Below are 23,538 nucleotides of genomic sequence, written 5' to 3'. Positions count from 1 at the left end.
CTAGCGGCCCACGTTACGACGCCCGAGGTCCTCGACCGTCTCCCGGCGCACCAGCAGTCGCACCTCGCCGCCGCGGACGGCGACGACGGGTGGACGGGGCACGGCGTTGTCGTCCGAGGACATCGACACCTGGTACGCCCCAGCGGCGGGGAACGCCAGCAGGTCGCCGAGGCGGGTGTCGGCGGGCAGGCAGACGTCGGCGGCCAGCACGTCGCCGCTCTCGCAGTGCCGGCCGACGACCGTCACGGTCTGCTGGACGAGGGCGGTCGCGCGGCCGACGAGGCGGGCGCGTACCCGGCGCCGTGCAGCGCCGGGCGGGGGCTGCCGCTCATCCCGCCGTCGACGACGACGAACGTCCGGTGCGCCGCGCGCTTGAGCGCCGCGATCCGGCGGACGACCACGCCGGCCGGTCCCACCAGCGCCCGCCCGGGTTCGACGCCGGGGCGGGGGAGCGGCGGACCGGCCGCGTCGCAGCCGTCGCGCAGTTCCCGGCGGGTGCGGTGCGCGAGGTCGGCGACGTCGAGCTCGGGTTCCCGGGGGCGGTGGGCGATGCCGTGACCGCCGCCAAGGTCCAGCTCGCCCAGCACGAGCCCGTACCGGTTGCGCACGTGCGCGAGGACCCCGGCCATGACCTGCACCGCGTCCAGGTACGGCTCGACGTCGGTGATCTGCGAACCCAGGTGGCAGTGCACACCGACGAGCTCCAGCGAGCGGTGCGCCAGGACCCGTTCGACGAACTCGTCGACGCGGTCGACGGGCGTGCCGAACTGCTGGTCCAGGGTCGCGGTGCGGACCTTCGGGTGCGCTCCGGCGCTGATGCCCGGCACCAGGCGCAGCAGCACCGGCTGCCGCGATCCCGCGGGCAGCGCCCCGGCGACCAGGTCGGCGTCGTCGGGGGAGTCCAGCACGATCCGCGCGACACCCGCGGTGATCGCCGCCTGCAGGTCGGGCGCGCTCTTGGCGAGGCCGTGCAGCAGCACCCGCCGGGCGGGCAGCCCGGCGTCGAGCGCCGTGCGCAGTTCCCCGGCCGAGCAGACGTCCATGCCCACCCCCTCCTCGGCCAGCCAGCCGGCCAGGGCACGGCAGCTGAACACCTTGGCGGCGTAGAAGACGCCGTCGGCGCCGAAGAGGTCGCGGTAGGTGCGCGCCCGGGTGCGCACCTCCTCCTCGTCCAGCACGTGGACGGGGGTTCCGAAGCGGGCGGCGACCTCCGCCAGCGCCACCCCGGCCACCCGCACGTCACCGGCCACGACCCGGGCCGAGCGCGGCCACGGAGCGCCGGCTCGCCGGGGAGCGGCGGCCGCGGCAGCGGGGACCAGCAGGTTCACGCGGCGGACCCTTCCAGGTGCGGGCGCGGCATCGAGGTGGGGAGCACCGCGGGCCGGGCCGAGCGGTCCGCCGGCGGGGCCGCGCCCAGGCACGGGTCGATGCGCAGGTCCCGGGTTCCGGCCGCGTGCAGCAGGGCCCGCAGGGCGTTCCCCCGATCTCGATGCACTCCTGGGAACCCCCGAGGACCTCGTGCAGCAGCTCCTGGCTGGAGAAGGCGACGCCGGTGCGCACACCCGTCGCGTCGACGAAGGTCCGCAGGCTCACGGCGCACGTGCTCCGGCGCACCGGGACGAGCAGGCGGGCCGGTGGGAGTTCAGGGGCGGTGGTTGCGGCGTTGATCACGCGGTGCGGACCAGACCCCGGGCGGCCAGGTCGTCCCAGAGCTCCTCGGGGACGGGTGCGGCGTGCAGGGCGGCGTTGCGGGTCACCTCCTCCGGGGTGCGCATCCCCAGCGTGACGTCGACGACGGCGGGGTGGCGCAGCGGGAAGGCGATGGCGGCCGCGGGCAGGGTCGTGCCGTGCTCGGCGCACACCGCGGCCAGTTCACGGGCGCGGGCGATCAGGTGCGCCGGTGCCTGCTCGTAGTTCCAGGTGGCGTCGTCGGGCACCTGCTCGCGAGCGAGCAGGCCGGAGTTGAACACGCCCACGGCCACCACCGACCGGCCCAGCTCGAGCGCCGCCGGCAGCACGTCGTCCAGCGCCCCCTGCTCCAGCAGCGTGTAGCGGCCGGCCAGCATGACGACGTCGACGTCGGTCTCGCGCAGGAACCGCGCGAGCATCGCCGACTGGTTCATGCCGACGCCGACGGCGCCGACCACCCCCGCCTCGCGCAGCTCGACGAGCGCGGGCACCGCCTCCCCGGCGGCCTGCTCCCAGTGCTCGTCGGGGTCGTGGACGTGGACGACGTCGAGGCCGTCCATCCCGGTGCGCCGCAGCGTCGCCTCGATCGAGCGCAGCACGCCGTCACGGCTGTAGTCGCGCTCGCGGGTCAGGTCGCCGGGCACGTCGAAACCCTCGTCATCGCGCACGGCCGGCGGGGTGCGCTCCACCAGCAGGCGCCCCACCTTGGAGGAGAGCACGAACTCCCCGCGCGGGCGCTCGCGCAGCGCCGCGCCCAGGCGCCGCTCCGACAGGCCCAGGCCGTAGTGCGGTGCGGTGTCGAAGCAGCGGATCCCCGCGTCCCAGGCGGCGTCGACGGCGGCGCGGGCCGTGGCCCCGTCGACGGCGCGGTAGAGGTTGCCGATGGCGGCGGCCCCGAAGCCCAGGGTGCTCAGGTGCACACCGGTGGAGCGCACCCGCCGGGTCGGCAGCGGGCCGGGTGCGGTGCTGGCGGGTGCAGGGCCCGTGGTCCCGGTCACCGGGGATCCCCGGTGACGAGCGGTGGCAGCACGAGGCTGTGCGAGCCGCCGTCCACCTGCAGCACGCTGCCGGTGGTGGCGCCGGCCAGCGGACTGGCGAGGTGGCAGACGGCGTGGGCGACCTGCTCCGCGGTGACCAGGCGGCCGGTGGGCTGGCGCGCCCGCAGCGCCTGCAGCGCCGCGTCCGGGTCGTCCGCGGCGGCCAGCAGCCGGCGCACCCACGGGGTGTCGGCGGTCCCCGGGGCGACGGCGTTGACGCGCACCCCCTCGCGGACCAGGTCGGCGGCCATCGCCAGCACCAGCGCGTGCAGCGCGCCCTTGCTGGCGTTGTAGGCGGCGCGCTGCACCAGGCCGGTCCAGCCGCCGATGGAGCCGGTGCACACGACCGCGGCCCGGCTCGCCGAACCGGCCGTCGCGGCGGCGGCCGCGGACGCGCGCAGGTGCGGCAGGGCGGCCCGCACGAGGCGGGCGGTGCCGACGACGTTCACGTCGAGCACCCGGTGCCACTCCTCGTCGTCGACGTCCTCCACGGTGCCGACGGAGCCGACCCCGGCGTTGGAGACCACGACGTCGAGACCGCCGAGCAGGTCCACGGCGCGGGCGACCGCGTCCCGCACGGAGCCGTCGTCGCCCACGTCGCACGCCACCTCGGCGATGCCCGCCTCGGCCTGCTCCAGCGGCCGCAGGTCCAGCGAGGCCACGGCGGCCCCGCGCTCGCGCAGGGCGCGGGCGGTGGCCCGGCCGATGCCGCTGGCGCCGCCGGTGACGAGGGCGCGCACGCCGCTGAACTCCTGCTCGAGGCCCGTCCCCGTCACCTCCTCCACCCGCTCACCGGACGGCCGTCCCCGCCGCGGAGTCGGCCGCCGCCACACCGTGCACGCCCACGGTGAGCAGGAGGTTGGCGTACTGGCGCACGTCGCCGGTGACGACGACGACGGCCAGGTCCGGCCCCCGGGCCGCGTCGTAGAACGCGTGCCGCTGCAGGGCCTCGACCTGGACCCCCTCCAGCAGCGCCAGGCGCGCGCGGTGACCCGCGACGGCGGCGGGCTCGGGACCCTCCGGCGGGACCATGACGGCAGCGGCCTCCACGGGCAGCGCCTCGAGCAGCACGTCGAGCACGGCGGAGGTGTCGAGCAGCCCGGGGGCCAGGTTCAGGTGCACGCGCTCGGCGTTCGGGCCGACGGCGGTCGTGGCGGGGTAGTGCCCGTCGCACAGCAGCACCGTCGCGCCGTGGCCGGCGGCGCCGAGCGCGGCCAGCAGCGGCGGGTGGATCAGGCGTCCGGCGATCACGCGGTCTCCAAGGTCCTCGGGGTTCCGGGGGTTTCCGGGGTTCCGGCGGGCAGCGCGTAGGCGGCGCGCGCGGTCCCCCCGAACAGCGCCTCGCGCTCGGAGGCCGTCAGCGCGCCGGCGAGGCCGGTCACCGCGTCCGCCCAGCCGCGCCAGTCGGTGGTGAGCAGGCACACCGGCCAGTCGGAGCCGAAGGCGAGGCGGTGCGGGCCGAAGGTCTCCAGCAGCACCTCCCACACCGGCAGCAGGTCCGCCGCGCTCCAGCCGGCGGGGCCGACCTCGCTCACCAGGCCGGAGAGCTTGCACACCGAACCCTCGACGGCGGCCAGCTCGCGGACCTGCGCCGCCCAGCCGGCCAGGGCCCGCGGTGCCGAGCCGCGGCGCAGGTCCGGTTTGCCGGCGTGGTCCAGGACCACCCGCAACCCGGGGACGCGCCGCACGGCGGCGGTCGCCGCGGCGCGCTGGGGAGCGCGCACGAGCAGGTCGAAGACCAGGCCCTCCGCGGCCACGGCGCGCAGGCCGCGCCGGACGTCCTCGCGCAGCGACCAGTCCGGGTCCGGCTCGTCCTGCACGAGGTGCCGCACCCCCACCAGCAGCTGCCCGCCCGGCCCGGAGCGCAGCTCGTCGAGCTGGGCGACGACGTCGCCGGTCAGGTCGACCCAGCCGACGACACCGGCCAGCAGGTCGTCGTCGGCGGCGGTGGCGAGCAGGCGGCGGGTCTCGTCCAGGCGCGCCACCGACTGCACGACGACGGCGGCGCCGAGCCGCTGCCCGTCCACGCCGCCGGCGGCCGCCGCGCGCAGCTCGGGCGGGCCGAAGCGGCGGCGCAGCACCTCGTGGCCCGGGGCCCGCAGCCAGTCCTGGCCGGGGTCGGCGGGGTCCCACAGGTGGTGGTGGGCGTCCACGGGGCCCGCGGCGCGCCCGGCGGCGGGGGAGGGCGGCTCAGCGGGCGGCTCAGCGGGCGGCACGGGCCCTCCACTGCGGGCCGTCGGGGAAGCGGAAGTCGGCGATCGAGGCCGCGTGCATCTGACCGCCGCCGCCGGGGGTCAGCGGAGCCCGGTAGCGCCCGCCCTCCAGCCGCACCGGCGCCACGAAGTGCTCGTGCAGGTGGTCCACGTGCTCGACCACGCGGTCCTGCCAGCTGCCGGAGACGGCGACGAAGTCGAACATCGACAGGTGCTGCACCATCTCGCACAACCCCACCCCGCCGGCGTGCGGGCACACCGGGACGCCGTGGTGGGCTGCCATCAGCAGGATCGCGACGTTCTCGTTGACGCCCGCGACGCGGGCGGCGTCGATCTGCACGACGTCGACGGCGCCGAGCTGCAGCAGCTGCTTGAAGACGACGCGGTTGGCCACGTGCTCGCCGGTGGCCACCTTGGTCGGGTGCACGGCGCGGCGGATGCTCGCGTGCCCGAGCACGTCGTCGGGACTGGTGGGTTCCTCGATCCAGTAGGGGTCGTAGGGCGCCAGGGCGTGCATCCAGGCCACCGCCTGGCCCACGTCCCAGCGCTGGTTGGCGTCCACCGCGATGCGCACGTCCTCGCCCACGGCGGCGCGCGCGACCTTCATGCGCCGCACGTCGTCGGTCAGGTCGGCGCCGACCTTCAGCTTGATCTGGGTGAAGCCGTCGGCGACGGCCTCGCGGGCCAGGCGCTCGAGCTTGTCGTCGGAGTAGCCGAGCCAGCCCGGCGTCGTGGTGTACGCGGGGTAGCCCAGCTCGAGCAGCTGCGCCTCGCGCTCGGCGCGCCCCGGCTGCGCCCGGCGCAGCAGGGCCAGCGCCTCGGCGCGGGTCATCGCATCGGTCAGCCAGCGGAAGTCGACGAGGTCGACGACCTCCTCGGGGTCCAGGTGCGCCAGGTGCCGCCACAACGGCTGCCCGGCGCGCTTGGCGCGCAGGTCCCAGGCGGCGTTGAGGACCGCGCCGACGGCCATCTGCACGACGCCCTTCTCCGGGCCGAGCCAGCGCAGCTGCGGTTCGTGGACCATCTCCTTGGAGAAGGCGCCGAGGTCGCCGAGCACCTCCTCGACGCGGCGGCCCACCACCCAGGGTTCCAGCGCGCGGATCGCGGCGGCCTGCACGTCGTTGCCGCGCCCGGTGGTGAAGGCCAGCGCATGGCCCTCGTGCCCGTCGGGGTCGTCGGTGCGCAGGACGGCGTAGGCGGCGGAGTAGTCGGGCTCGGGGTTCATGGCGTCCGAGCCGTCCAGGTGCTCGGAGGTGGGGAAGCGCACGTCGTGGACCTCGAGCGCGGTGAAGCGGGTGGGGGTGTGCGGCACGGGTCCTCCAGGTGGGGTCGGACGGGCGCGTGCGCCGTCGCGGCCGGGGGCGCCGCGTCGTCGCCAGAGACGCCGGACACGGCATCGTCCTCGATGCTGGCGACGACGCTAACGAGCCAGTCATCGGATGTCTAGGGCGATCCGGTGCTGCGGCAGGCAGACTGTCCAGGTGCCGGCCCACCCCGGCGCCCCGGGCGCTCGCCCACGACACGGAGGTGACCGGATGGCCGCACCGCTGACCGAGGCCGCGATCGAGAAGGTGCGCGCCCTCATCCGCGGCGGCCACCTGGAACCCGGCCAGCGCCTGCCCGCCGAGGCGGCGCTGTCCGCCCAGCTGGGCGTCAGCCGCTCCAGCCTGCGCGAGGCCGTGCGGGCCCTGGCCACCGCGGGGGTGCTCGACGTGCGCCGCGGCGACGGCACGTTCGTGACCTCCCTGAGCCCCGAGCAGCTCTTCACCGGCATCGGCGAGGCCGTGGACCTCATGCGCGACGAGTCGCTGCTGGAGCTGATGGAGTGCCGTCGGGTGGTCGAGCCCCAGGTCACAGCTCTCGCAGCGACACGCGCGACGAGCGCGGACCTCGCCGACATCCAGCGGCACCTGGAGCTCATGGAGTCCGCCACCGACGAGCAGGACCTCATCGCCCACGACGCCGACTTCCACGCCGCCGTGGCCGCGGCCAGCGGCAACGCGGCCCTCGCGGCGATCCTGCGGGGCATCTCCGGCGTCACCCTGCGCGCCCGCGTGTGGCGCGCCCTGACCGAGGACGGCTCCACGCAGCGCACCATCGCCGAGCACGCCGCCATCCACGCCGCGGTCCGCGACGGCGACGCCCCGCGCGCCGCGGCCGCGGCGCTGCTGCACGTGGCCAACGTCGAGGACTGGATGCGCACGACGATCGGCACGGAGCCCCCGCGCGACGCTTGACAAGCACGCGCGCAGCGGTCCACAGTCCCAGTCATCGGACGTCTCCTGGCACCGTCGCCTGGAAAGCCGGCCGTCGACCTCACTGCTCCCCGTTCGCGCACGACGACGTCGTCTCGGAGGCACCTGATGGCACCCACCTTCTCCCGCCGCCAGCTCCTCGGCCTCGGCGGCGGAGCCGCCGCCGCGCTGGCCCTGTCCGCCTGCGGCGGGGGGTCGAGCGCGGGCTCCGGCTCCGACAGCGCCTCCACCGAGCTCAGCTGGTTCATGTGGAGCGCCTCCACCGCCGAGGTCGACGCCTGGAAGGAGGTCGCACGGATCGCGGGCGAGGAGTCCGGATCGACCATCTCCTTCCAGACCGCCGCCTGGAACGACTACTGGACCAAGCTCACCTCGCAGGCGGCCAGCCGCCAGACCACCGACCTGGTGAGCATCCAGTCGCTGCGCGCACCGCAGTTCGCCGACCTCTTCATCGACCTGGGCGACCACCTGAGCGCCATGGGGGTCTCGGAGTCCGACTTCGACGCCAGCATCCTCGACGCGATGAAGGTCGACGGGAAGCTGGTCGCGCTGCCCTACGACTTCGGCCCGCTGGTCGTCTTCTACAACAAGACCGCCTTCGAGCAGGCCGGGCTGCCGCTGCCCGCCGCGGGCTGGACCCAGGACGAGTTCGTCACCGCCGCGAAGACCCTCACCAGCGGCGACAGCTACGGCTTCTTCGCCGGCTCGGTGCCCGACAGCATCATCCCCTGGGCCATGAGCCAGCACGGCGTGCAGGCGGTCACCGCGGACGGCGCGCTGGACCTCGACACCGACGAGTGGCGCGACACGCTGAACTGGTACCGCGGCCTGATCACCAACGAGAAGGTCGCCGCTCCGATCCCCGCCGCGAACTCCCAGGCGTCGGCCACCAACCAGTTCCTCTCCGGCAACGCCGCGATGAACATCGACGGCCCGTGGAGCCTCATCAACGCGAAGGCGACCGCGGACTTCGAGGTCGGCATCGCCCCGATGCCCGTCGGTGGCAGCGGCTCGAGGACCGTCAGCGCGGGATCCGGGTTCGGCGTCTCGGCCGCCGCGCAGGACCCCGAGCTGGCCGCGAAGGCCGTCGCCGGGCTGACCGGCGTCGAGGCCGAGGCCTACCTCGGCGAGCAGGGACGCGCCTTCCCCGCCCGCACCGCCCAGCAGTCCTCCTGGTACGAGGGCAACGACCTCGGCGACGCCCAGCAGGTCATCGACGCGATGATCGCGGCCTCCGAGCCCTTCCGGGCCACCGCGAAGTGGACCCAGGTCAACAACGAGTGGGCCAAGTACGCCGTGCCCACCTTCAACGGCGACGGGTCCGTCGACGACTTCATCGCCAGGGTGATGGCCCAGGCCTGACCGCCGCCCCGTCCGCGAACGGCCCCGACGTGCACCCCGACCGGCCCGAGGAGGCCTCATGGCGTTGACCGGCGCCGTCCGCGTCACCGGATCCGGCCAGGCCCCGGCGCCCCCGCGCGGGCCCCGCCGAGGAGACGGCCGCGCCGCCTCGGCGTTCCTGCTGCCCGGGGCGATCGGCTTCGTCGCCTTCACGGCGTTCCCGATCCTCGCCTCGCTGGTGATGAGCTTCTACGACTGGCCGGTGCTGGGGACCCCCGACTTCATCGGGCTGGCCAACTTCACCGAGCTGTTCACCACGGACCCGGTCTTCAAGACCGCCCTGCTCAACACGGCCGTCTTCGTGCTGCTGTACGTCCCGGTCAACATCGTCGTCTCGATGAGCCTGGCGGTCTGGATCTCCCCGCGCATCGTGGGACGCCGCTACTACCGGGTGCTCTTCTTCGTGCCCGCGGTGACGCCCATGGTCGGGAACGCGGTGGTCTTCGGGTTGCTCTACACCCCGCGCGGCCTCATCGACAGCGTCTTCCAGACGCTGTTCGGGGTGGGGGCCCCCAACTTCCTCGGCTCGAGCACCTGGGCCCTGCCGGCGGTCGTGCTCATGTCCGTCTGGCAGGGCTTCGGGTACAACCTCCTCGTCTTCTCCGCGGCGCTGGACGCCGTGCCGCCCTCGCTGACCGAGGCGGCCGCCATCGACGGCGCAGGCCCCGTGCGCCAGTTCTTCTCGGTGGTGCTGCCCCTGCTGAGCCCCTCGCTGTTCTTCGCCACCGTGCTCACGCTCATCAGCTCCTTCCAGGTCTTCGTGCAGCCCTACATCCTCACCGGCGGCGGGCCCGGCAACAGCACGACGACGCTGGTGATGTACCTCTACCAGAGCGGCTTCCAGAACTTCCGGCTCGGGTTCGCCTCGGCCATCGCCTGGGTCCTCTTCGTCATCATCATGGTGCTCACCGCCGTCCAGTTCCTCGGCCAGAAGAAGTGGGTGCACTATGACCAGTGACGCCACCGGCCCCGTCGCGGGGCAGCGCACGCTCGACGCCACCGCCGGGCCCGCGCCCCTGCGCGAGCCGGAGCGCCCCGGTGGCGTCGTCCAGCGCCACCGGCGGCCCCCCGTGCTCTCGCAGGCGCTGCTGACGATCGTGCTGCTGCTCTTCCTGGCGCCCCTGGTCTGGATGGTCCTCTCCAGCCTGAAGAGCGGTGGGGAGATCTTCACCACCCCGCCGCGCCTGCTCGGCGAGAGCCTGCGGTTCGGCAACTACGGCGACGCGCTGGACTACCTGCCCTTCGGGCGCTTCATGCTCAACACGGCCTTCGTGGCGATCGCGGGCACGCTCATCACGCTGATCACCTCCGCCCTGTCGGCGTACGCCTTCGCGAGGTTGCGCTTCAGGGGGCGCGACTCCCTCTTCCTGCTCTACCTGGGCACGCTCATGGTGCCGCAGGAGGTCGTCGTCGTCCCGATGTTCCTGATCATGAACAGGCTCGGCTGGATCAACACCTTCCAGGCGCTCATCCTGCCCTGGGCCTTCACCGCCTTCGGCACCTTCCTGCTGCGCCAGTTCTTCCTCACCGTGCCCAAGGAGCTGGAGGAGGCCGCGCGCGTCGACGGCGCCGGCCACTGGCGCATCCTCACGCGGATCATCGTGCCGATCTCGGCCCCGGCGTTCGCCGTGCTCGCCGTCTTCACCTTCATCACCTACTGGAACAGCTTCCTGTGGCCGCTCATCGTCACCAACGACGCCTCGACCACGACGGTGCCGCTGGGGCTGAACCTCTTCCTCGGGCAGAACGGCCAGCAGTGGCAGCTCCTCATGGCTGCTGCCACGATCTCCATGGCCCCCACCGCCCTGCTCGTCCTGCTGCTGCAGCGCTACCTCGTCAAGGGCATCGCCCTGTCGGGGCTCGGCGGCCGCTGACCCGTCCCCACCCCCCGACCGGAGGTCCCCGTGTTCGCCGACGACGCCCGCCCGGCGCCCTACCAGCGCTTCGAGCGACCCCTGCCCACCTGGTTCACCGAGGCCAAGCTGGGCATCTTCATCCACTGGGGCGCCTACTCGGTGCCGGCCTGGGCCGAGCCGATCGGCGAGCTGGGGACCTTCGAGCCGGAGTACTGGTTCGCGCACAACCCCTACGCGGAGTGGTACTCCAACACCATCCGCATCGCGGGGTCCTCGGCGGCCGAGCACCACCGCAGCACCTACGGCGGTGCCCCCTACGACGACTTCCTCGACGTCTGGAAGGCGGAGGAGTTCGACGCCGACGCCTGGGCGGCGCTCTTCGCCCGCGCCGGCGCCCGCTACGTCGTGCCCACCACCAAGCACCACGACGGCATCTGCCTGTGGGACGCCCCCGGCACCGACGGCCGCAACACCGTGGCCCGCGGCCCGCGGCGCGACCTGGTCGGCGAGATCGCGGCGGCCACCCGCAGCGCCGGCATGCGCTTCGGCACCTACTACTCCGGCGGGCTGGACTGGCACGCCGCCGACTTCGGCCCGCTGGAGCGCTCGGACTTCGAGCCGCAGCGACCCAAGGACGAGGAGTACACCGCCTACGCCAACACCCACGTCCGCGACCTGATCGACAGGTACGCCCCCGACGTGCTGTGGGGCGACATCGAGTGGCCCGACGCCGGCAAGCCCGAGGGCCCGCTGTCCTTCGCGCACGTGCTCGACGCCTTCTACGCCGCCGCACCCGAGGGCGTGGTCAACGACCGGTTCGGCGCCACCCACTGGGACTTCCGCACCAGCGAGTACCAGCAGGGCCGCGACCTGGAGTCCGGGGCGTGGGAGAACTGCCGCGGCATCGGCTACTCCTTCGGCTACAACCAGAACGAAGGGCCCGAGCACCACCTCGACGGCCCCGGCGCCGTGCGGCACCTGGTCGACGTCGTCTCGCGCGGCGGGAACCTGCTCCTCGACGTCGGCCCGACCGCCTCCGGCCGCATCCCCGAGCTGCAGCGCCGCTGCCTGGAAGGCCTGGGCGACTGGATGTCCCTGCACGGCGCCGCCGTGCACGGCACCACCGTGCTCGACGCGGCAGTGGCCCGCCCCGGCGACCCGGACGAGGGACCGGGCGGCGCCGGCTGGGTGCGCTGGACCCGCGCCGGCGGCACCGCCCACGCGGTGCTGGAGGGCGAGGACCGGGTCCGCCTGGACGCCGACCCCGGACGCCTCGACCTCGCCTCCGCCCGGCTGCTCGACGGCACCCCGGTCACCGCGCGCGCGCAGGACGGTGCCGTCGAGGTGGAGGTGCCGCTGCGGGCCTACGCGCACGGCCCGGCCGTCGTCGCCCTCGACCTGCGCGGCTGAGCGCCTTCCCGACCGACCCGATCGACCCGACCGACCCGACCGACCGAGAGGCACCACCCTCCATGAGCTCCACCCCGCCGAGCGGCCAGAGCAGCACGCAGCGCGACTGGGTCCCGGCGCCCGTCCCGGCGCCCGACACCGCCGCTGCCCTCGCCGCCGTGCGCGCCGTCGTCGACGCCGGTCCCTTCACCGACACCTGGGAGTCGCTGGCCGCCTACGAGGTGCCGCAGTGGTTCCGCGACGCCAAGTTCGGCGTCTTCGTGCACTGGGGCGTCTTCTCGGTGCCCGCCTTCGGCAACGAGTGGTACCCCCGCAACTCCTACACCCCGGGCAGCCGCGAGTTCGAGCACCACCGCGCGGTGCACGGGGACCACGCCGACGTCGGCTACAAGGACTTCATCCCGCGCTTCACCATGGACCGGCTGGACCCCGCGGGCCTGGCGCAGCTGTTCCGCCGCGCCGGCGCGCAGTTCGTCGTCCCGGTCGCCGAGCACCACGACGGCATCGCCCTCTACGACGAGCCGCGCACCCGCTGGAGCAGCGTGAACGTCGGCCCGCACCGCGACCTGCTCGGCGACGTCCTCGACGCGTGCGACGAGCAGTGGCTGGTGCGCGGGGCCTCCACCCACCGGGCGGAGCACTGGTTCTTCTTCCACCCGGGGCGCTCGTTCCCCTCCGACGTGCGCGACGACGCCGAGTTCGCCGACCTGTACGGACCGGCGATGCCGCAGTCCACCGGGCCGACCGAGGCCTACCTGGAGGACTGGCTGCTGCGCACGGTGCGCATCGTCGACCGCTACCGCCCGCAGGTGCTGTGGTTCGACTGGTGGATCGAGCACCCCGCCTTCGAGCCGTACCTGCGCACCCTGGCCGCCTACTACTACAACCGCGCCGCTCAGTGGGGCCGCGGCGTGGTGCTGCAGCACAAGTGGAAGGCCTTCCCCGAGGGCACCGCGGTGCTCGACGTCGAGCGCGGCAGCATGGCCGGCACCCACCCGCTGCCCTGGCAGAACGACACCTCCGTCTCGCGGACCTCCTGGGGCTGGGTGGAGGGCCACGAGCACAAGAGCGTGGTCGACCTCGTCGGCGAGCTCGTCGACGTCGTCGCCAAGAACGGGTGCCTGCTGCTGAACATCGGCCCCAAGCCCGACGGCACGGTGCCGGCCGAGGAGGTCGCCCTGCTCGAGGGCGTGGGGGCGTGGCTGCAGCTGTTCGGCGAGGCCGTCTACGGCACCCGCCCGTGGACGGTGCCCGGCGAGGGACCCACCGCCGTCCCCCAGGGCTCCTTCACCGACCAGCGCCCCCTCGGCTACACCTTCGCCGACCTGCGCTTCACCCAGCGCCGCGACGTCGGCAGCACCTCGGTCTACGTCCTGGGGGTGGTGCGCCCCGAGGACGGGGTGGTGCGGGTGCGCTCCTTCGGCGCCGCCTCCGCGCTGTCCCCGGGCGACGTCTCCTCGGTGCACCTGATCGGGACGCCCGCACCGCTGCACGTCGAGCGCACCGACGACGCGCTGCTGGTCACCCTGCCCTCGCCGCTGCCGGAGGCCGCCGCGGCGGTGCCGGGCTTCGCGCTGCGGCTGACGGTGCCTGACCCCGCCGCTCCGGCGCCGCGCGCCCTGCTGCTGCCCGACATGATGGGTGGCGGCTGACGGGAGCTCCTCGGGTGGGGTTCAGGACGTGGTGAGGACCTGGGTGACGCGGCCGGTGGCCGCTTCGTAGTGCAGTTCGCCGCCGGTGAAGCGCTGCCGCACCCCGCCGGGAACCGCGACCTCCTCGGAGGTGGGCATGCCCAGCGGGGAGCGGTCGGCGCCGGCGGCTTCCCAGTGGGTGCGAAAGGCGCCGTGCACGGTGGCCAGCAGGTACGTGGTGGGCGCGGCCGGGTCCGGGGAGGCGCACAGCACGCCGCCGCTGAAGCGCTGCAGCGCCGCGCGCTGCCCGCCGCTGCTGCTCTCCACCGCCTCGCCGGTCGGGTAGCCGAGGACCCCGCGCTCGAAACCGCGCGCGGCCCAGTAGCTGCGCAGCCGCACCGGCTGCCACCAGCCGCTGTCGTCCAGGTCGGTGACGACGTGCGCTCCGGTGGAGGGCGTCCAGTAGATGCTCGCCCCGGAGGCGAAGTGGTTGTAGCGCCCGACCCCGTCGGGGGTCCCCAGCTCGTCGGTCACCGGCAGGCCCAGGCGGTGCATGGTGGCCTCGTCGCTCCACCGGGGGCCCTGGTAGCGCTCGGCGATGGCGCCGCCGACCAGGTGCGCGGCCGCGCCGGCCGAGGCCGGGGCGTACAGGGTGCCGCCCTGGAAGCGCTGGCGCCAGGCGTCGCCGGCGGCCCCGTCCGGGATCCAGCCCATCGCGAGGGGTTCGGTGTCGGTCAGCGGCCAGCCCAGCGGTCCGTGCTCGGCGCCGTCGGCCAGCCAGCGCTCGGCCACCGGGCTGTTCCACACCCAGCGCCCGCCCTCCAGCGAGCGGTAGCGCCAGCCGCGCTCGAAGCGCTGGCGGCTCGCGAGAGCGCCCAGCTCCTCCGCCTCGGCGACCGGGTAGCCGGGGACGGTGAAGGGCATGAGGCGCTGCCGCTGGTGGGGGTCGTTCCACAGCGCGTCGTCCCCGCGCACGACGTGCGCGCCGGTGGCGGGGCTGAACCAGATGCGCCCGCCCGCGAAGGTGGTGGACGTCCCCGAGTCGTCGGCGGTGCGCACCTCGCTGCTGGTGGGTGCGCCCAGCGGGCCGGCGGGGCCGCCGGCGGCGCGGTAGCGCTCGGCTGTGGCGTTGCGCACGACGTGCCCGCGCCCGTCGGCGCCCACGTGCAGCGCCCCCAGCTGCCCGTTCCAGACGCGCACGCCGCCGACCGTCGTGGGGGTGGGTTCCAGCTGCCCGATCCACTGCGGCTGCCCCGGGGTGTTGGACCCGCTGGCTTCCAGCTGCTCAGGACCGGACCAGCCGTCGCACGGGGCGACGGTGGCGCTGCGCCGGGCCACCTCGGTGCCCTCCGGGCGCTGCAGCAGGCGCACGGTGCTGGTGCCGACGGGCTCGCTCAGCCGCACCGGCGGCTGGGCGTCGCCGACCGCGCCGGTGGCGGTCAGGAAGGTCTCGTCGTCGGCGCCGCCGACGACGTCGTAGCGCTCGGCCTCGTCCGGGCGGCGCCAGGAGACCGACAGGGTGGCGCCGTCCTGGGCGCACAGCGTCGTGGTGCTCAGGGGCGAGGTGGCGCGCTGGGCGCGCGGCACGGCGGACCCCGCGGTCGCTGCGGGCGACGTGGGGTCGGCCGCCGCGGCTGAGGCGCTCGCGGGTACGAGCAGCGCCGCGCCCAGGCAGGTGGTGCCGGCGAGGGCGGCGGCGCGCAGGACGGCGGTGCGCAGGACGGTGGTGCGGGGCGCGGGCACGGTGGTTCTCCGGGGAAGGGCCCGAGGGGTCGGGCGCGGGCGCCGGGGAACTCCGGCTCACACAGCGTAGCCGTGAGATCACTGATCATGAGGCTGCTCTCCCGGACCGGCTCCCGGAACTCCTGCGCCGTGGTCGCGGTCGGCCGCGGTCGGCCGCGGTCGTTGTCGGTCGAGCGCGCCACCTCGGCGCCCTCCCGGCCCGCCGGCGCGACCACGTGCGGTGGCTGCGGCTGGACGCCGGCCGCCACCCCGCGGACGGGCTGCTGGAGCAGCTGGTGAGGGAGCTGACGCTGAACAGCGAGGAGTTCACCCGGTGGTGGACCGAGCGCACCGTGCACCGGCGCACGCACGGCAGGAAGCGCTTCCACCACCACCTGGTCGGTGAGCCGGCCCGGGACTTCGAGGCGCTGTCCCTGCCGGGGGACCCCGACCAGACGTTCTTCGTCCACAGCGCCGAAGCGGGCAGCACCTCGCGCGAGCGGCTCACGGTCCTCGCCTCGTGGGTCGCGGACTCCGCCGTGCGACAGGCCGCGCCGCGCGGCACCGACGGGCGGCCGCAGCGGTCGGCGGTGGCGCACGCGGTCGGGATCACGGTCTCGTCCAACATCCATCTAGAAATTCTTGTCAAGAACGCGTTCCGAGCGGCCGATGCCACGGGTGACCGCCCCCCCGGCCCTTGGAGAACATCGTGTTCGGTCGCTGGAACCTCACTCAGCGTTGCACCACTTCCCTCTCTCGCACCACCCGACGGCTCAAGCGCGCACCCCGCGTGGTCGCCGCTTCCACCCTCGCGGCGCTGACCGTCCTCGCCGGCGTGCAGCCCGCCCACGCCGACGACACCCCGCCGGCGTTCGGGACGCTCATGACGTCGCCGGACCGGGCCGCGCAGGAGTACGCCGGCGGAATGCGCACCGCCATGCTGGAGCTGTCCTGGAAGAGCTACGAACCCCGACCCGGGGAGTTCAACACCAGCTACATCTCCTACAAGAAGTCCGAGCTGCGCAAGCTGCGCGAAGCGGGCCTGCAGGTCAGCATCGGGCTGGGCATGCACTACGCCCCGGACTGGGCCAAGACCATCCCCAACAGCGCCATGGTCGACCAGTACGGCACGAAGTCGTCGTCCGTGAACCTCGTCTTCAACCGCAAGCTCCGCGACGCGGCGAACAAGTACATGACACGCGTGGACGCCGACCTGGGCCTGGAGAACTTCTACGGCCTGAGGGTCACCTCGGGCGGCAAGTCCGAGCTCCTCTACCCGGGCACGGGCAGCTACTACGCCTTCGACGCGAACGCCCAGGGCGGTGCGGACCTCCCGTCGACCATGGCGCGCAACCCCATGCCCGGCTGGAAGCCCGGGACGCTCGGCACCGACCCCGCGAAGGTCCTCGCCTGGAAGAACTGGTACATCGGCGCGCTCGTCGACGTCGCGCGCTGGCAGATGGGCCGCGCCAGTTCCCTCGGGTTCCACGGGCACTACCAGATGCTCATGCCCGGCTACGGTGCACGCCCGTCCGCTGTGACCGGTGCGGTCAACAAGGGCCTGCCGAACGGGATCGTCGGCATCGGCGCCGCGTGGACGGAGATCGCCGCGGCGTTCAAGGGGCGCAAGGACGTCACCCTCTTCGCCACGGGGGTCGCCGACAACTCCGGCGGCAACGGGATCTGCCAGGCCACCGACGCGTCCGTCCCCCTCGCCCACCAGGACACCGCCTACTGGTCGTCGGCCCGCTGGCTCACCCGCATCGCGCGGGAGAACGGCCTGAAGGTCGCTGGTGAGAACCCGGGGTACGGCATGCCGGAGAAGATGAACAGCCAGTACGTCAACACCTCCTCGACGGGGATGATGGCCGTGGCCATCGCCATGGCGACGTCCTGCGACTTCGAGGCCTTCTACTGGGCGCACGACAACCGGCTCTTCGACGGCACGGTGCCGTTCAGCCTGTACTCCTCCCGCGTCAAGGGCGCGGGTGGCCACAACGCGACCCTGGCGTGGCCGTCGACGGTTTGAAGGGGCACCCGCTCCCTGCGACCACCCGCGGCGGGACCGCTGCCGGGTCGAGCGGGGTGAGCGGCAGCGCCGCCGCGGTCGTGCACGACGGCGACCGCGGCGGCGCTCCCGTCGCCCGGTGAGGTCTGCGCCTAGCATGGCGTCGTGTCGGCTCCGGACCCCACCCGCAGGGGCGTGCGCGCGATCGTGCGGGCGCTCGCCCCTGCGGTCGCCCTCGTGGTCCTCGTGAGCTGCACCTCCGCCGAGGAGCCGACCCCGCCCGGGAGCCCGCTCACCTTCGGGACGCTCCTGTCGATGCCCGAGCGCTTCGACGACGAGGCGCGCGCCGGCGTCCGCGCCGCCATGCTGGAGCTGTCCTGGCGCGACGTCGAGCCCGAGGAGGGCGACTTCGACGAGGAGCGCCTGGAGGACTTCGCCAGGGGCGTGGCCGACGCCCGTGCCGCGGGCCGCACGGTGACGCTGGGCCTCGGGCTGCACTACACGCCCGACTGGGTGGGCGACCTCGAGGACGGGCACTACGTCGACGCCTCCGGCAGACGCTCCGAGGCCGCGAACTTCGTCTTCAGCGCGGCGGTGCGCGGGGCCGCGGAGGACTACGTCCGGCGCGTCGCGCGAACCGTGGACCTGTCCTCGATCGCAGCCGTGCGCCTGACCTCGGGAGGCAGCCCCGAGGTCCTCTACCCCGGCGGTGGCAGGTTCTGGGCCTTCAACACGGGTGCTCTCAGCGGCGACGGGCTCCCCGCGTCGATGCTCCCCAACCCCTTCCCGCAGTGGCGGCCCGGGGGAGGCGGTCGCCTCACCCCCGAGCAGGCCCGCGCCTGGGTCGACTGGTACGTCGGAGGACTCGTCGACGTGGTCCGCTGGCAGCGCGAGCTGCTCGCCGAGCTGCGCTTCGACGGTGACGTCCACGTCCTGACGCCGGGATCCGGTGTCCGTCCGCGCCGGCTCGAGAGGGCGCTGCGGTCGAACCTCGAGGACGACCTGCTCGGCACCGGAGCGGTCTGGCAACTGCTGTACGACCGGTTGCCCGCGGACGGGCGCACCGTGGCCTTCATCACGTCGGTCGCGGACTCCTCCGGAGGGGACGACGAGTGCGCGCCGGGGGACGCGGCGGTGGCGCTGACGGACCCTCGTGCCGACGGTTGGTCGGCGACCCGGTGGATCACCCGCGTCGCGACGGAGAACGGCCTGCGCGTCAGCGGTGAGAACCCCGGTTACGGGCTGCCGGAGGAGCTGGAGCGCTCCTACCGCGACGGGCGGGACAGCGGCATGATGGCCGCGGCGTTCCGGCAGGTCGCCTCGTGCGGTCTCGAGGGTCTGTACTGGGCCCACGACGCGCAGTTGTGGAACGGCACCGCCGACTGGGAGCAGTTCGCCGCCCTGGTCCGCGGTGCCCAGCAGGGGAACCCGGGCGGCGGTCGCGGTTAGCGTCCGCGCCCTTCCGGCACGTTGGCCGCCTGGCTACGATGCCGAGGTGCAGACCTCGACGGAAGGCTCCACCCTGCGGGTGGGCGTGGATGCTCGAGTCCTCTCCGACAAGTACCACGGCATCGGCAGGGTCCTCGACCAGCTGCTCCAGCGGTTGGTCCACGAACCGGACCTGGAACTCGTGCTGTTCCACTCGGGCGAGACCTCGCAGCGGTTCGACGTGCAGCGCTTCGCCGCCTTCCCGTCCGTCGAGCTCCGGCGGTTCGACATGAGCATCGACTCCCCGTGGCAGACCCCGGCGTGGTGGCGCGCCACCCGGGCCGCCGACGTGGACCTCGTGTTCCACCCCTACCACGTCGGTGCTCCCCTCGTGGGGCCCGGCCGCCGTGCCGTCCTGGTGCACGACTGCATCTTCGAGGCGGACCGCCGGTTCGCGCCCGCAGGTGTCCGCCTCCCCTACATGGCGCTGACGGCGGTGGTGACGAGGACCAGCGAGGTGCTGACGGTCAGCCTCGCGTCGGCGGAGGCGCTGCGCTCGACGTACCGCGCACCGGTCTCCCCGGACCGGATCGTCCACAACGGCGTCGCGGAGGAGTTCGCGCGGGCCCGTCCGCTGAGCGTCGCCGCGCGGTCCGACCTCGGGCTCCCCGAGCGCTTCGTGCTCACCGTCGGGGCGCGACGACCCCACAAGGACGTCGCCACGGTCGTGCGTGCACTGGCGCTGCTGCCCCCAGACGTCCACCTGGTCATGGTGGGCACCGTGGACGAGCGCCTGCCCGACGAGGTCCCGGGGCTGCTCGACCGCCTGGGCGTGGCGGACCGGGCGCACCACCTCCCGTTCGTCCCCGAGGAGCACCTCCCCGGGCTGTACGCGACGGCCGACGTCCTCGCCTACCCGTCCCTGGTGGAGGGGTTCGGCCTGCCGATGCTGGAGGCGATGGCCGCCGGGACCCCCGTCGTCGCCAGCGACATCCCCGTCTTCCGCGAGGTGGGTGCGGATGCGGCGCTCTTCGCCGCGCCGGGCGATGCGGCTGCCTGGGCGCAGCAGCTGCGGCGGGTGAGCGGCCCGGACGCCGACGAGGACCTGCGCCGTTCCCTGCTGTCGGCCGGCCGGGCCAACGCCGCCGGGTACACGTGGGAGGCGGCGGCGGCGAACCTCCTGCGGCACCTCCGCAGCACCGGCCGGCGCCGGCCGGCGGTCGTGAGCCACCGCGCGTGGTGAAGGGGGGGAGCGCGGCCGTCAGCGGCGGTGCCTGGCCCTCCCGTCGCGGACCACCCGTCCGAGGACTCCCCGCCAGCGGCGGGGGAGCAGGCGCTGGAACTCCGGGAAGGCCACGCAGGCGACCGCCGCTCCCACGACCGTCGTCACCGCGAGCCACCACAGCGGTCCCGGCGCCCACACCATGGCGCCGACGACGCCCGCGGCGACGACGAGCACCCAGGGGTTGAGCGCCGCCACGAGGTCAGCGGGCACTGACCGCTGCGAGCGCAGGAGCAGGACCGCGACGACGGCGACGACGGCGCCCACCAGCGTCGTCACGGCGTAGGCGTGCAGTCCCCCGAACCGACCGGCGACGCAGATCGCGACGACGTGCACGAGGGCGGCCCCGCCGAGGACCAGGTGGGGGCGCCAGTTGTCGACGCGGGCCTGCTCGAAGGTCGACAGGAGGTTGAGGAGGCCGGCGACGACGCCCAGCGGCGCGGTGAAGGCGAGCCAGACCCGCAGCGTCGAGAAGTCGCTCGGGAAGAGGGCTCCGAGCACGTCCGGCGGAACGGTGACGAGGACCGCCCAGCCGAAGCAGGAGACCAGCAGGTAGCTGACGAGGGCCCTGCTCCTGGCCCTCCCCGAGTCGTCGCGCACGAGCAGGGGGAAGACGGCGGTGGAGACGGCGGTGCTCACGAAGAGGGGGACCCTGCCCAGGGTCGACGCCGCCTGGTACGCGGCGGTGTCGGTGGCCACCGCGTCCACCATCGTGACCACGAGGCTGTCGGCCGCACCGATCACCGCGACGCCGATCTGCAGACCGCCGATGCGCGCCGCGCTGAGCCACAGGTCGGCGGTGCGCGCCATCGACGTCGGCCGGCCGATCGCACGGGCGAAGGAGGGGAAGCTGGCGAACAGGACGAGGCAGCCGAGGAGCGAGGCGAGCAGGACCATCGCCGCCGAGCCCGACGTCGCCCTCGCGAGGAGGAGGCCGGTGACCACCTTCACGACGACCTCGCTCAGCTTGAGGACCGCGATGAGGTTCGTCCGGCGGTGGCCCTGCAACCACCCCGCCCCCGTCGACGAGACGGCGAGCAGGAAGGCCGTGAGGCTCGTGACGACGACCGCGCCGCTGGAGGCGAACGACGCGCACACCAGGGCCACCAGCCCGGCGAGCAGGGCTCCGGACCACACGTTCAACCAGAAGGCGAAGGTGACGCTCCGACGGGCGGCGACGGGGTCGTCGCCGCGCATCGCGATGTCGCGGGCGAGCACCCAGGGGACCCCCGCCGAGCCGATGGTGCCCTGGATGATGAGGACGGAGAGCACCGCGGCGAAGACGGTGTACTGCGCGGCGGGCATGAGGTGCGTCAGCGACAGCGAGTACAGGTAGTTGAGGACGCCGATCGCCACGTTCGCGATCGTGAGCAGTCCCGCTGCGTGGGTGCCGGCTCCGCGCGGGGCTGCCCGCCCGCTGCGCGCCGACGGTCCCGCGGGCGCTGCCGCTGCGGACCCCGGCCCCGCCTCGGCGCCGGAGGTGACCTCCGCAGCGCGCGGTGCCTCCAGCCCGCTGACCCGGTGCCGCGCCGCGGCGCCACGTCGACCGCCCGCCCCGTCCTCCGGCGAGCGCGCCCGCTGCGGCCCCGGGCCGTCCACCGCGGGCGGGCCGTCCACCGTGGCCGGGCCGTCCACCGTCGTCGGGCCCGTGCCGACCCCCTCGGGCGTCACCAGGTCGACGGGTCGTGCACGCGGTAGACCGACACCTCGCCGTACGTCGCGCCGCGCTGGCTGAACACCAGGTCGGAGCGGGAGGTGTACCACTGCACGTCCTCCGGTGAGGCGTAGGAGTACCGCTGCTCGACCTCCTTCTCGAGGATCAGCATGTAGAAGGGCGCCTCCGCCGCCATCCGCGCCGGGTCCTCCAGGTCGATCGTCGGGTGGTCGGTGCCGCGGAACATGTACTTCGTCTGGCCGGCGATCCACACGACGTTCGCACCCGCCGGGGCGTTGCGCATCAACCACTCGTAGGCCTGCACCTGGCCGTCGTCCGGCGTGGACCGCAGCCGCGCCCACGCGACCGCGTCGAAGACGAGCGTGGCGGCCAGGAGCGCGCCCACGACGGCGATCGGCGCGCGGCCGTCCCGCTGCCGCGCGCGCCGGAACAGGCCGACGGCCACGACGCTGAGGGGTGCCAGCACGGGGACGACGACGAAGTAGAAGAGGTGCTCCTCGCTCGTGCCGAAGAGGACGCCGTACCCGACCATCGCGCAGCCGAGCACCGCCGCCAGCGCCACGAACCGCTCGGCCTGCCGGCGGGTTCGCACGAGCAGCCAGAGCGCGGCCGCACCACCGGCCGCCATGACCGCGTAGCTGGTGCCGAAGTCGTGGATCTGCTGCAGCGCCACCGAGGTGATGGAGGGGGCGTCGTCCGCGTTGTAGCCGGTGGTGATGGTCGCCCCGGCGAGCCGGGACAGCCCCGAGGTCTTCGCTCGCCACAGCTCCGGGAGCAGGCCGGCGGAGGCGACGAACCCCACGAAGACGGCGTACGGCACGCACGCGGCGGCCAGGGCGACGGCGCTCAGCTTCCGGGGCAGGAACCACCCGGTGAGCAGGCCGACCGCCAGCGGGAAGGCGGTGGTGAACGCTGCCATGTCCTTCGAGGCGATCGCGCAGCCGAACAGCAGGCCACCGCCGGCCGCCGCCACGACGTGGCGCCGCGCCGTCCGCGCGGGTGGTCCGGCGTCCGTCGCAGCGGTGTCGAAGTGCCGCACGAGCGGGACGAGGACCGCGAACCCGAGCACGGCCCACGTCATCGTCGAACTCTCCAGCAGGATGCGACCGTTCTGCCGGACGACGAACGGGTCGAGGGCGAACACCAGTCCGGTGATCAGCGCCGGCACGCGGCCGACGAGGGAACGCACCACCAGGTACAGCCCCACCGCGGTCAGCGCCACGAGCACCTGCTGGGCCTCGCGCATGGCGAAGACGGCGTCGAAGCGGTCGGCATCCACCCCGAACACGTCCATCCACAGGGCTTCGTAGACGAAGAAGCCTGGCGGGTGGATGAGGAACGGCTGGTCCGGCGTCCCCGGGGGGATGTGGCCGTCGCGGACGCTCTGACCCTGGAGCACGTAGACGAACTCGTCGACGTAGATGTCGTAGGCCGTCCAGATGCCGGGCAGGCGGATGCCGAGGGTCGCGCCGACCACGATCGCGAGGAGAGCGGCGTCCACGCGCGAGAAGCGCCCCGCCGTCGTCGCGCGGTAGCGCCCGGCGGGCCGATCGGCATCGGTGTTCCTGCTCGTGACGGAGTGGCTCATCGTGCAGTCATGTCCAGTCGTCCGGTCGACGAGTGCACGCGGTCGATCCGTGCGGGACATGGATCGACGACGTCCACGCCATCGAGGAGGAGTTGCGCCGCTGCGGGATCGAGACCTGGGAGCGGGAGTGCTTCCCTCGGAACCCAGACAGTAGGTCAGGCGCCGCGCCGACGGCAAGGGCCGTCCGCCGGCGGTGACCGCGTCACCGGCGACCGCGTCACCGGTGACGCGGTCACCGCCCGCCGGCGCCGTGCCGGAGGGAACTAGGCACCGACCCCGTGGTGCGCTTCGGTCGGCGTGCCCCGCGTGTCCGCCCGCTCTACGTGGAGCGGTGAGAATCCCG

General features: G+C 74.1%; 20 protein-coding genes. 10 read left to right on the top strand and 10 right to left on the bottom strand.

The window, feature by feature from the left end:
• The 7 genes from ACRYM2_RS12510 to ACRYM2_RS12480 form a co-directional block, all read right to left on the bottom strand.
• Entirely contained in the window at positions 1–246 is a 246-nt protein-coding gene (locus tag ACRYM2_RS12510; RefSeq protein WP_432522714.1) for a hypothetical protein, read from the bottom strand.
• On the bottom strand, positions 243–1,328 hold the full coding sequence (locus tag ACRYM2_RS12505) for a diaminopimelate decarboxylase family protein (protein WP_432522713.1): 1,086 nt from the start codon (positions 1,326–1,328) through the stop codon (positions 243–245). The genes ACRYM2_RS12510 and ACRYM2_RS12505 overlap by 4 nt, the downstream gene beginning before the upstream one ends.
• Positions 1,329–1,667: 339 nt before the next feature.
• A complete protein-coding gene (locus ACRYM2_RS12500) occupies positions 1,668–2,687 on the bottom strand; it encodes an aldo/keto reductase (protein ID WP_432522712.1) in 1,020 nt (339 codons plus the stop codon).
• Positions 2,684–3,511 carry an SDR family NAD(P)-dependent oxidoreductase gene (locus ACRYM2_RS12495; RefSeq protein ID WP_432522711.1) on the bottom strand — a complete coding sequence of 276 codons (828 nt, stop codon included), beginning with the start codon at positions 3,509–3,511 and terminating at the stop codon, positions 2,684–2,686. Before ACRYM2_RS12495 ends, ACRYM2_RS12500 begins: the two co-directional genes overlap by 4 nt.
• Before the next feature lie 4 nt (positions 3,512–3,515).
• On the bottom strand, positions 3,516–3,977 hold the full coding sequence (locus tag ACRYM2_RS12490) for an RbsD/FucU domain-containing protein (RefSeq protein WP_432522710.1): 462 nt from the start codon (positions 3,975–3,977) through the stop codon (positions 3,516–3,518).
• Positions 3,974–4,942 (bottom strand): amidohydrolase family protein, encoded by a 969-nt coding sequence (locus ACRYM2_RS12485; RefSeq protein WP_432522709.1) that lies wholly within the window; start codon positions 4,940–4,942, stop codon positions 3,974–3,976. The genes ACRYM2_RS12490 and ACRYM2_RS12485 overlap by 4 nt, the downstream gene beginning before the upstream one ends.
• Entirely contained in the window at positions 4,929–6,251 is a 1,323-nt protein-coding gene (locus ACRYM2_RS12480; RefSeq protein WP_432522708.1) for an enolase C-terminal domain-like protein, read from the bottom strand. Before ACRYM2_RS12480 ends, ACRYM2_RS12485 begins: the two co-directional genes overlap by 14 nt.
• Positions 6,252–6,474: 223 nt before the next feature.
• Here ACRYM2_RS12480 and ACRYM2_RS12475 point away from each other — a divergent pair, with 223 nt between their 5' ends.
• From ACRYM2_RS12475 to ACRYM2_RS12450, 6 genes are all read left to right on the top strand, one after another.
• Positions 6,475–7,176 (top strand): FadR/GntR family transcriptional regulator, encoded by a 702-nt coding sequence (locus tag ACRYM2_RS12475; protein WP_432522707.1) that lies wholly within the window; start codon positions 6,475–6,477, stop codon positions 7,174–7,176.
• A gap of 126 nt (positions 7,177–7,302) precedes the next feature.
• Positions 7,303–8,556, top strand: coding sequence for an ABC transporter substrate-binding protein (locus tag ACRYM2_RS12470; RefSeq protein WP_432522706.1), 1,254 nt, complete (start codon positions 7,303–7,305; stop codon positions 8,554–8,556).
• A 58-nt stretch (positions 8,557–8,614) separates the two neighbouring features.
• A complete protein-coding gene (locus tag ACRYM2_RS12465; protein ID WP_432522705.1) occupies positions 8,615–9,553 on the top strand; it encodes a carbohydrate ABC transporter permease in 939 nt (312 codons plus the stop codon).
• On the top strand, positions 9,543–10,469 hold the full coding sequence (locus ACRYM2_RS12460; RefSeq protein WP_432522704.1) for a carbohydrate ABC transporter permease: 927 nt from the start codon (positions 9,543–9,545) through the stop codon (positions 10,467–10,469). The genes ACRYM2_RS12465 and ACRYM2_RS12460 overlap by 11 nt, the downstream gene beginning before the upstream one ends.
• Positions 10,470–10,499: 30 nt before the next feature.
• Entirely contained in the window at positions 10,500–11,861 is a 1,362-nt protein-coding gene (locus ACRYM2_RS12455) for an alpha-L-fucosidase (protein ID WP_432522703.1), read from the top strand.
• A 62-nt stretch (positions 11,862–11,923) separates the two neighbouring features.
• Complete coding sequence (locus tag ACRYM2_RS12450) at positions 11,924–13,513, top strand: alpha-L-fucosidase (RefSeq protein WP_432522702.1); 1,590 nt, start codon at positions 11,924–11,926, stop codon at positions 13,511–13,513.
• A 21-nt stretch (positions 13,514–13,534) separates the two neighbouring features.
• Here ACRYM2_RS12450 and ACRYM2_RS12445 read toward each other — a convergent pair whose 3' ends face one another.
• Positions 13,535–15,235 carry an LGFP repeat-containing protein gene (locus ACRYM2_RS12445; RefSeq protein WP_432522701.1) on the bottom strand — a complete coding sequence of 567 codons (1,701 nt, stop codon included), beginning with the start codon at positions 15,233–15,235 and terminating at the stop codon, positions 13,535–13,537.
• Here ACRYM2_RS12445 and ACRYM2_RS12440 point away from each other — a divergent pair.
• The 4 genes from ACRYM2_RS12440 to ACRYM2_RS12425 all read left to right on the top strand — a co-directional run bounded on the left by ACRYM2_RS12440 (position 15,127) and on the right by ACRYM2_RS12425 (position 19,893).
• On the top strand, positions 15,127–16,035 hold the full coding sequence (locus ACRYM2_RS12440; protein WP_432522737.1) for an MmyB family transcriptional regulator: 909 nt from the start codon (positions 15,127–15,129) through the stop codon (positions 16,033–16,035). The genes ACRYM2_RS12445 and ACRYM2_RS12440 overlap by 109 nt on opposite strands.
• Positions 16,005–17,243 (top strand): hypothetical protein, encoded by a 1,239-nt coding sequence (locus tag ACRYM2_RS12435; protein ID WP_432522700.1) that lies wholly within the window; start codon positions 16,005–16,007, stop codon positions 17,241–17,243. The genes ACRYM2_RS12440 and ACRYM2_RS12435 overlap by 31 nt, the downstream gene beginning before the upstream one ends.
• A 144-nt stretch (positions 17,244–17,387) precedes the next feature.
• Positions 17,388–18,671 (top strand): hypothetical protein, encoded by a 1,284-nt coding sequence (locus ACRYM2_RS12430; RefSeq protein ID WP_432522699.1) that lies wholly within the window; start codon positions 17,388–17,390, stop codon positions 18,669–18,671.
• A 46-nt stretch (positions 18,672–18,717) separates the two neighbouring features.
• On the top strand, positions 18,718–19,893 hold the full coding sequence (locus ACRYM2_RS12425; protein WP_432522698.1) for a glycosyltransferase family 4 protein: 1,176 nt from the start codon (positions 18,718–18,720) through the stop codon (positions 19,891–19,893).
• A gap of 18 nt (positions 19,894–19,911) precedes the next feature.
• On the opposite strand, the gene ACRYM2_RS12420 is transcribed toward ACRYM2_RS12425, so the two are convergent.
• Together ACRYM2_RS12420 and ACRYM2_RS12415 are read right to left on the bottom strand one after the other, a co-directional pair.
• Entirely contained in the window at positions 19,912–21,531 is a 1,620-nt protein-coding gene (locus ACRYM2_RS12420; protein WP_432522736.1) for an oligosaccharide flippase family protein, read from the bottom strand.
• A 68-nt stretch (positions 21,532–21,599) separates the two neighbouring features.
• A complete protein-coding gene (locus ACRYM2_RS12415) occupies positions 21,600–23,195 on the bottom strand; it encodes an ArnT family glycosyltransferase (RefSeq protein WP_432522697.1) in 1,596 nt (531 codons plus the stop codon).
• Between the last annotated feature and the right edge of the window lie 343 nt (positions 23,196–23,538).

This window comes from Kineococcus aridisoli (assembly GCF_050871885.1).
Taxonomy (GTDB): Bacteria; Actinomycetota; Actinomycetes; order Actinomycetales; family Kineococcaceae; genus Kineococcus.
The sequence above is the reverse complement of the archived record's forward strand: the minus strand, read 5'-3'. Positions and strand labels throughout refer to the sequence as shown.

Excerpts from the sequence above, each read along its gene's own strand:
- ACRYM2_RS12475 (WP_432522707.1), top strand. The coding sequence starts at position 6,475 with ATGGCCGCACCGCTGACCGAGGCCGCGATCGAGAAGGTGCGCGCCCTC.
- ACRYM2_RS12470 (WP_432522706.1), top strand. The coding sequence starts at position 7,303 with ATGGCACCCACCTTCTCCCGCCGCCAGCTCCTCGGCCTCGGCGGCGGA.
- ACRYM2_RS12465 (WP_432522705.1), top strand. The coding sequence starts at position 8,615 with ATGGCGTTGACCGGCGCCGTCCGCGTCACCGGATCCGGCCAGGCCCCG.
- ACRYM2_RS12460 (WP_432522704.1), top strand. The coding sequence starts at position 9,543 with ATGACCAGTGACGCCACCGGCCCCGTCGCGGGGCAGCGCACGCTCGAC.
- ACRYM2_RS12450 (WP_432522702.1), top strand. The coding sequence starts at position 11,924 with ATGAGCTCCACCCCGCCGAGCGGCCAGAGCAGCACGCAGCGCGACTGG.
- ACRYM2_RS12415 (WP_432522697.1), bottom strand. The coding sequence starts at position 23,195 with ATGAGCCACTCCGTCACGAGCAGGAACACCGATGCCGATCGGCCCGCC.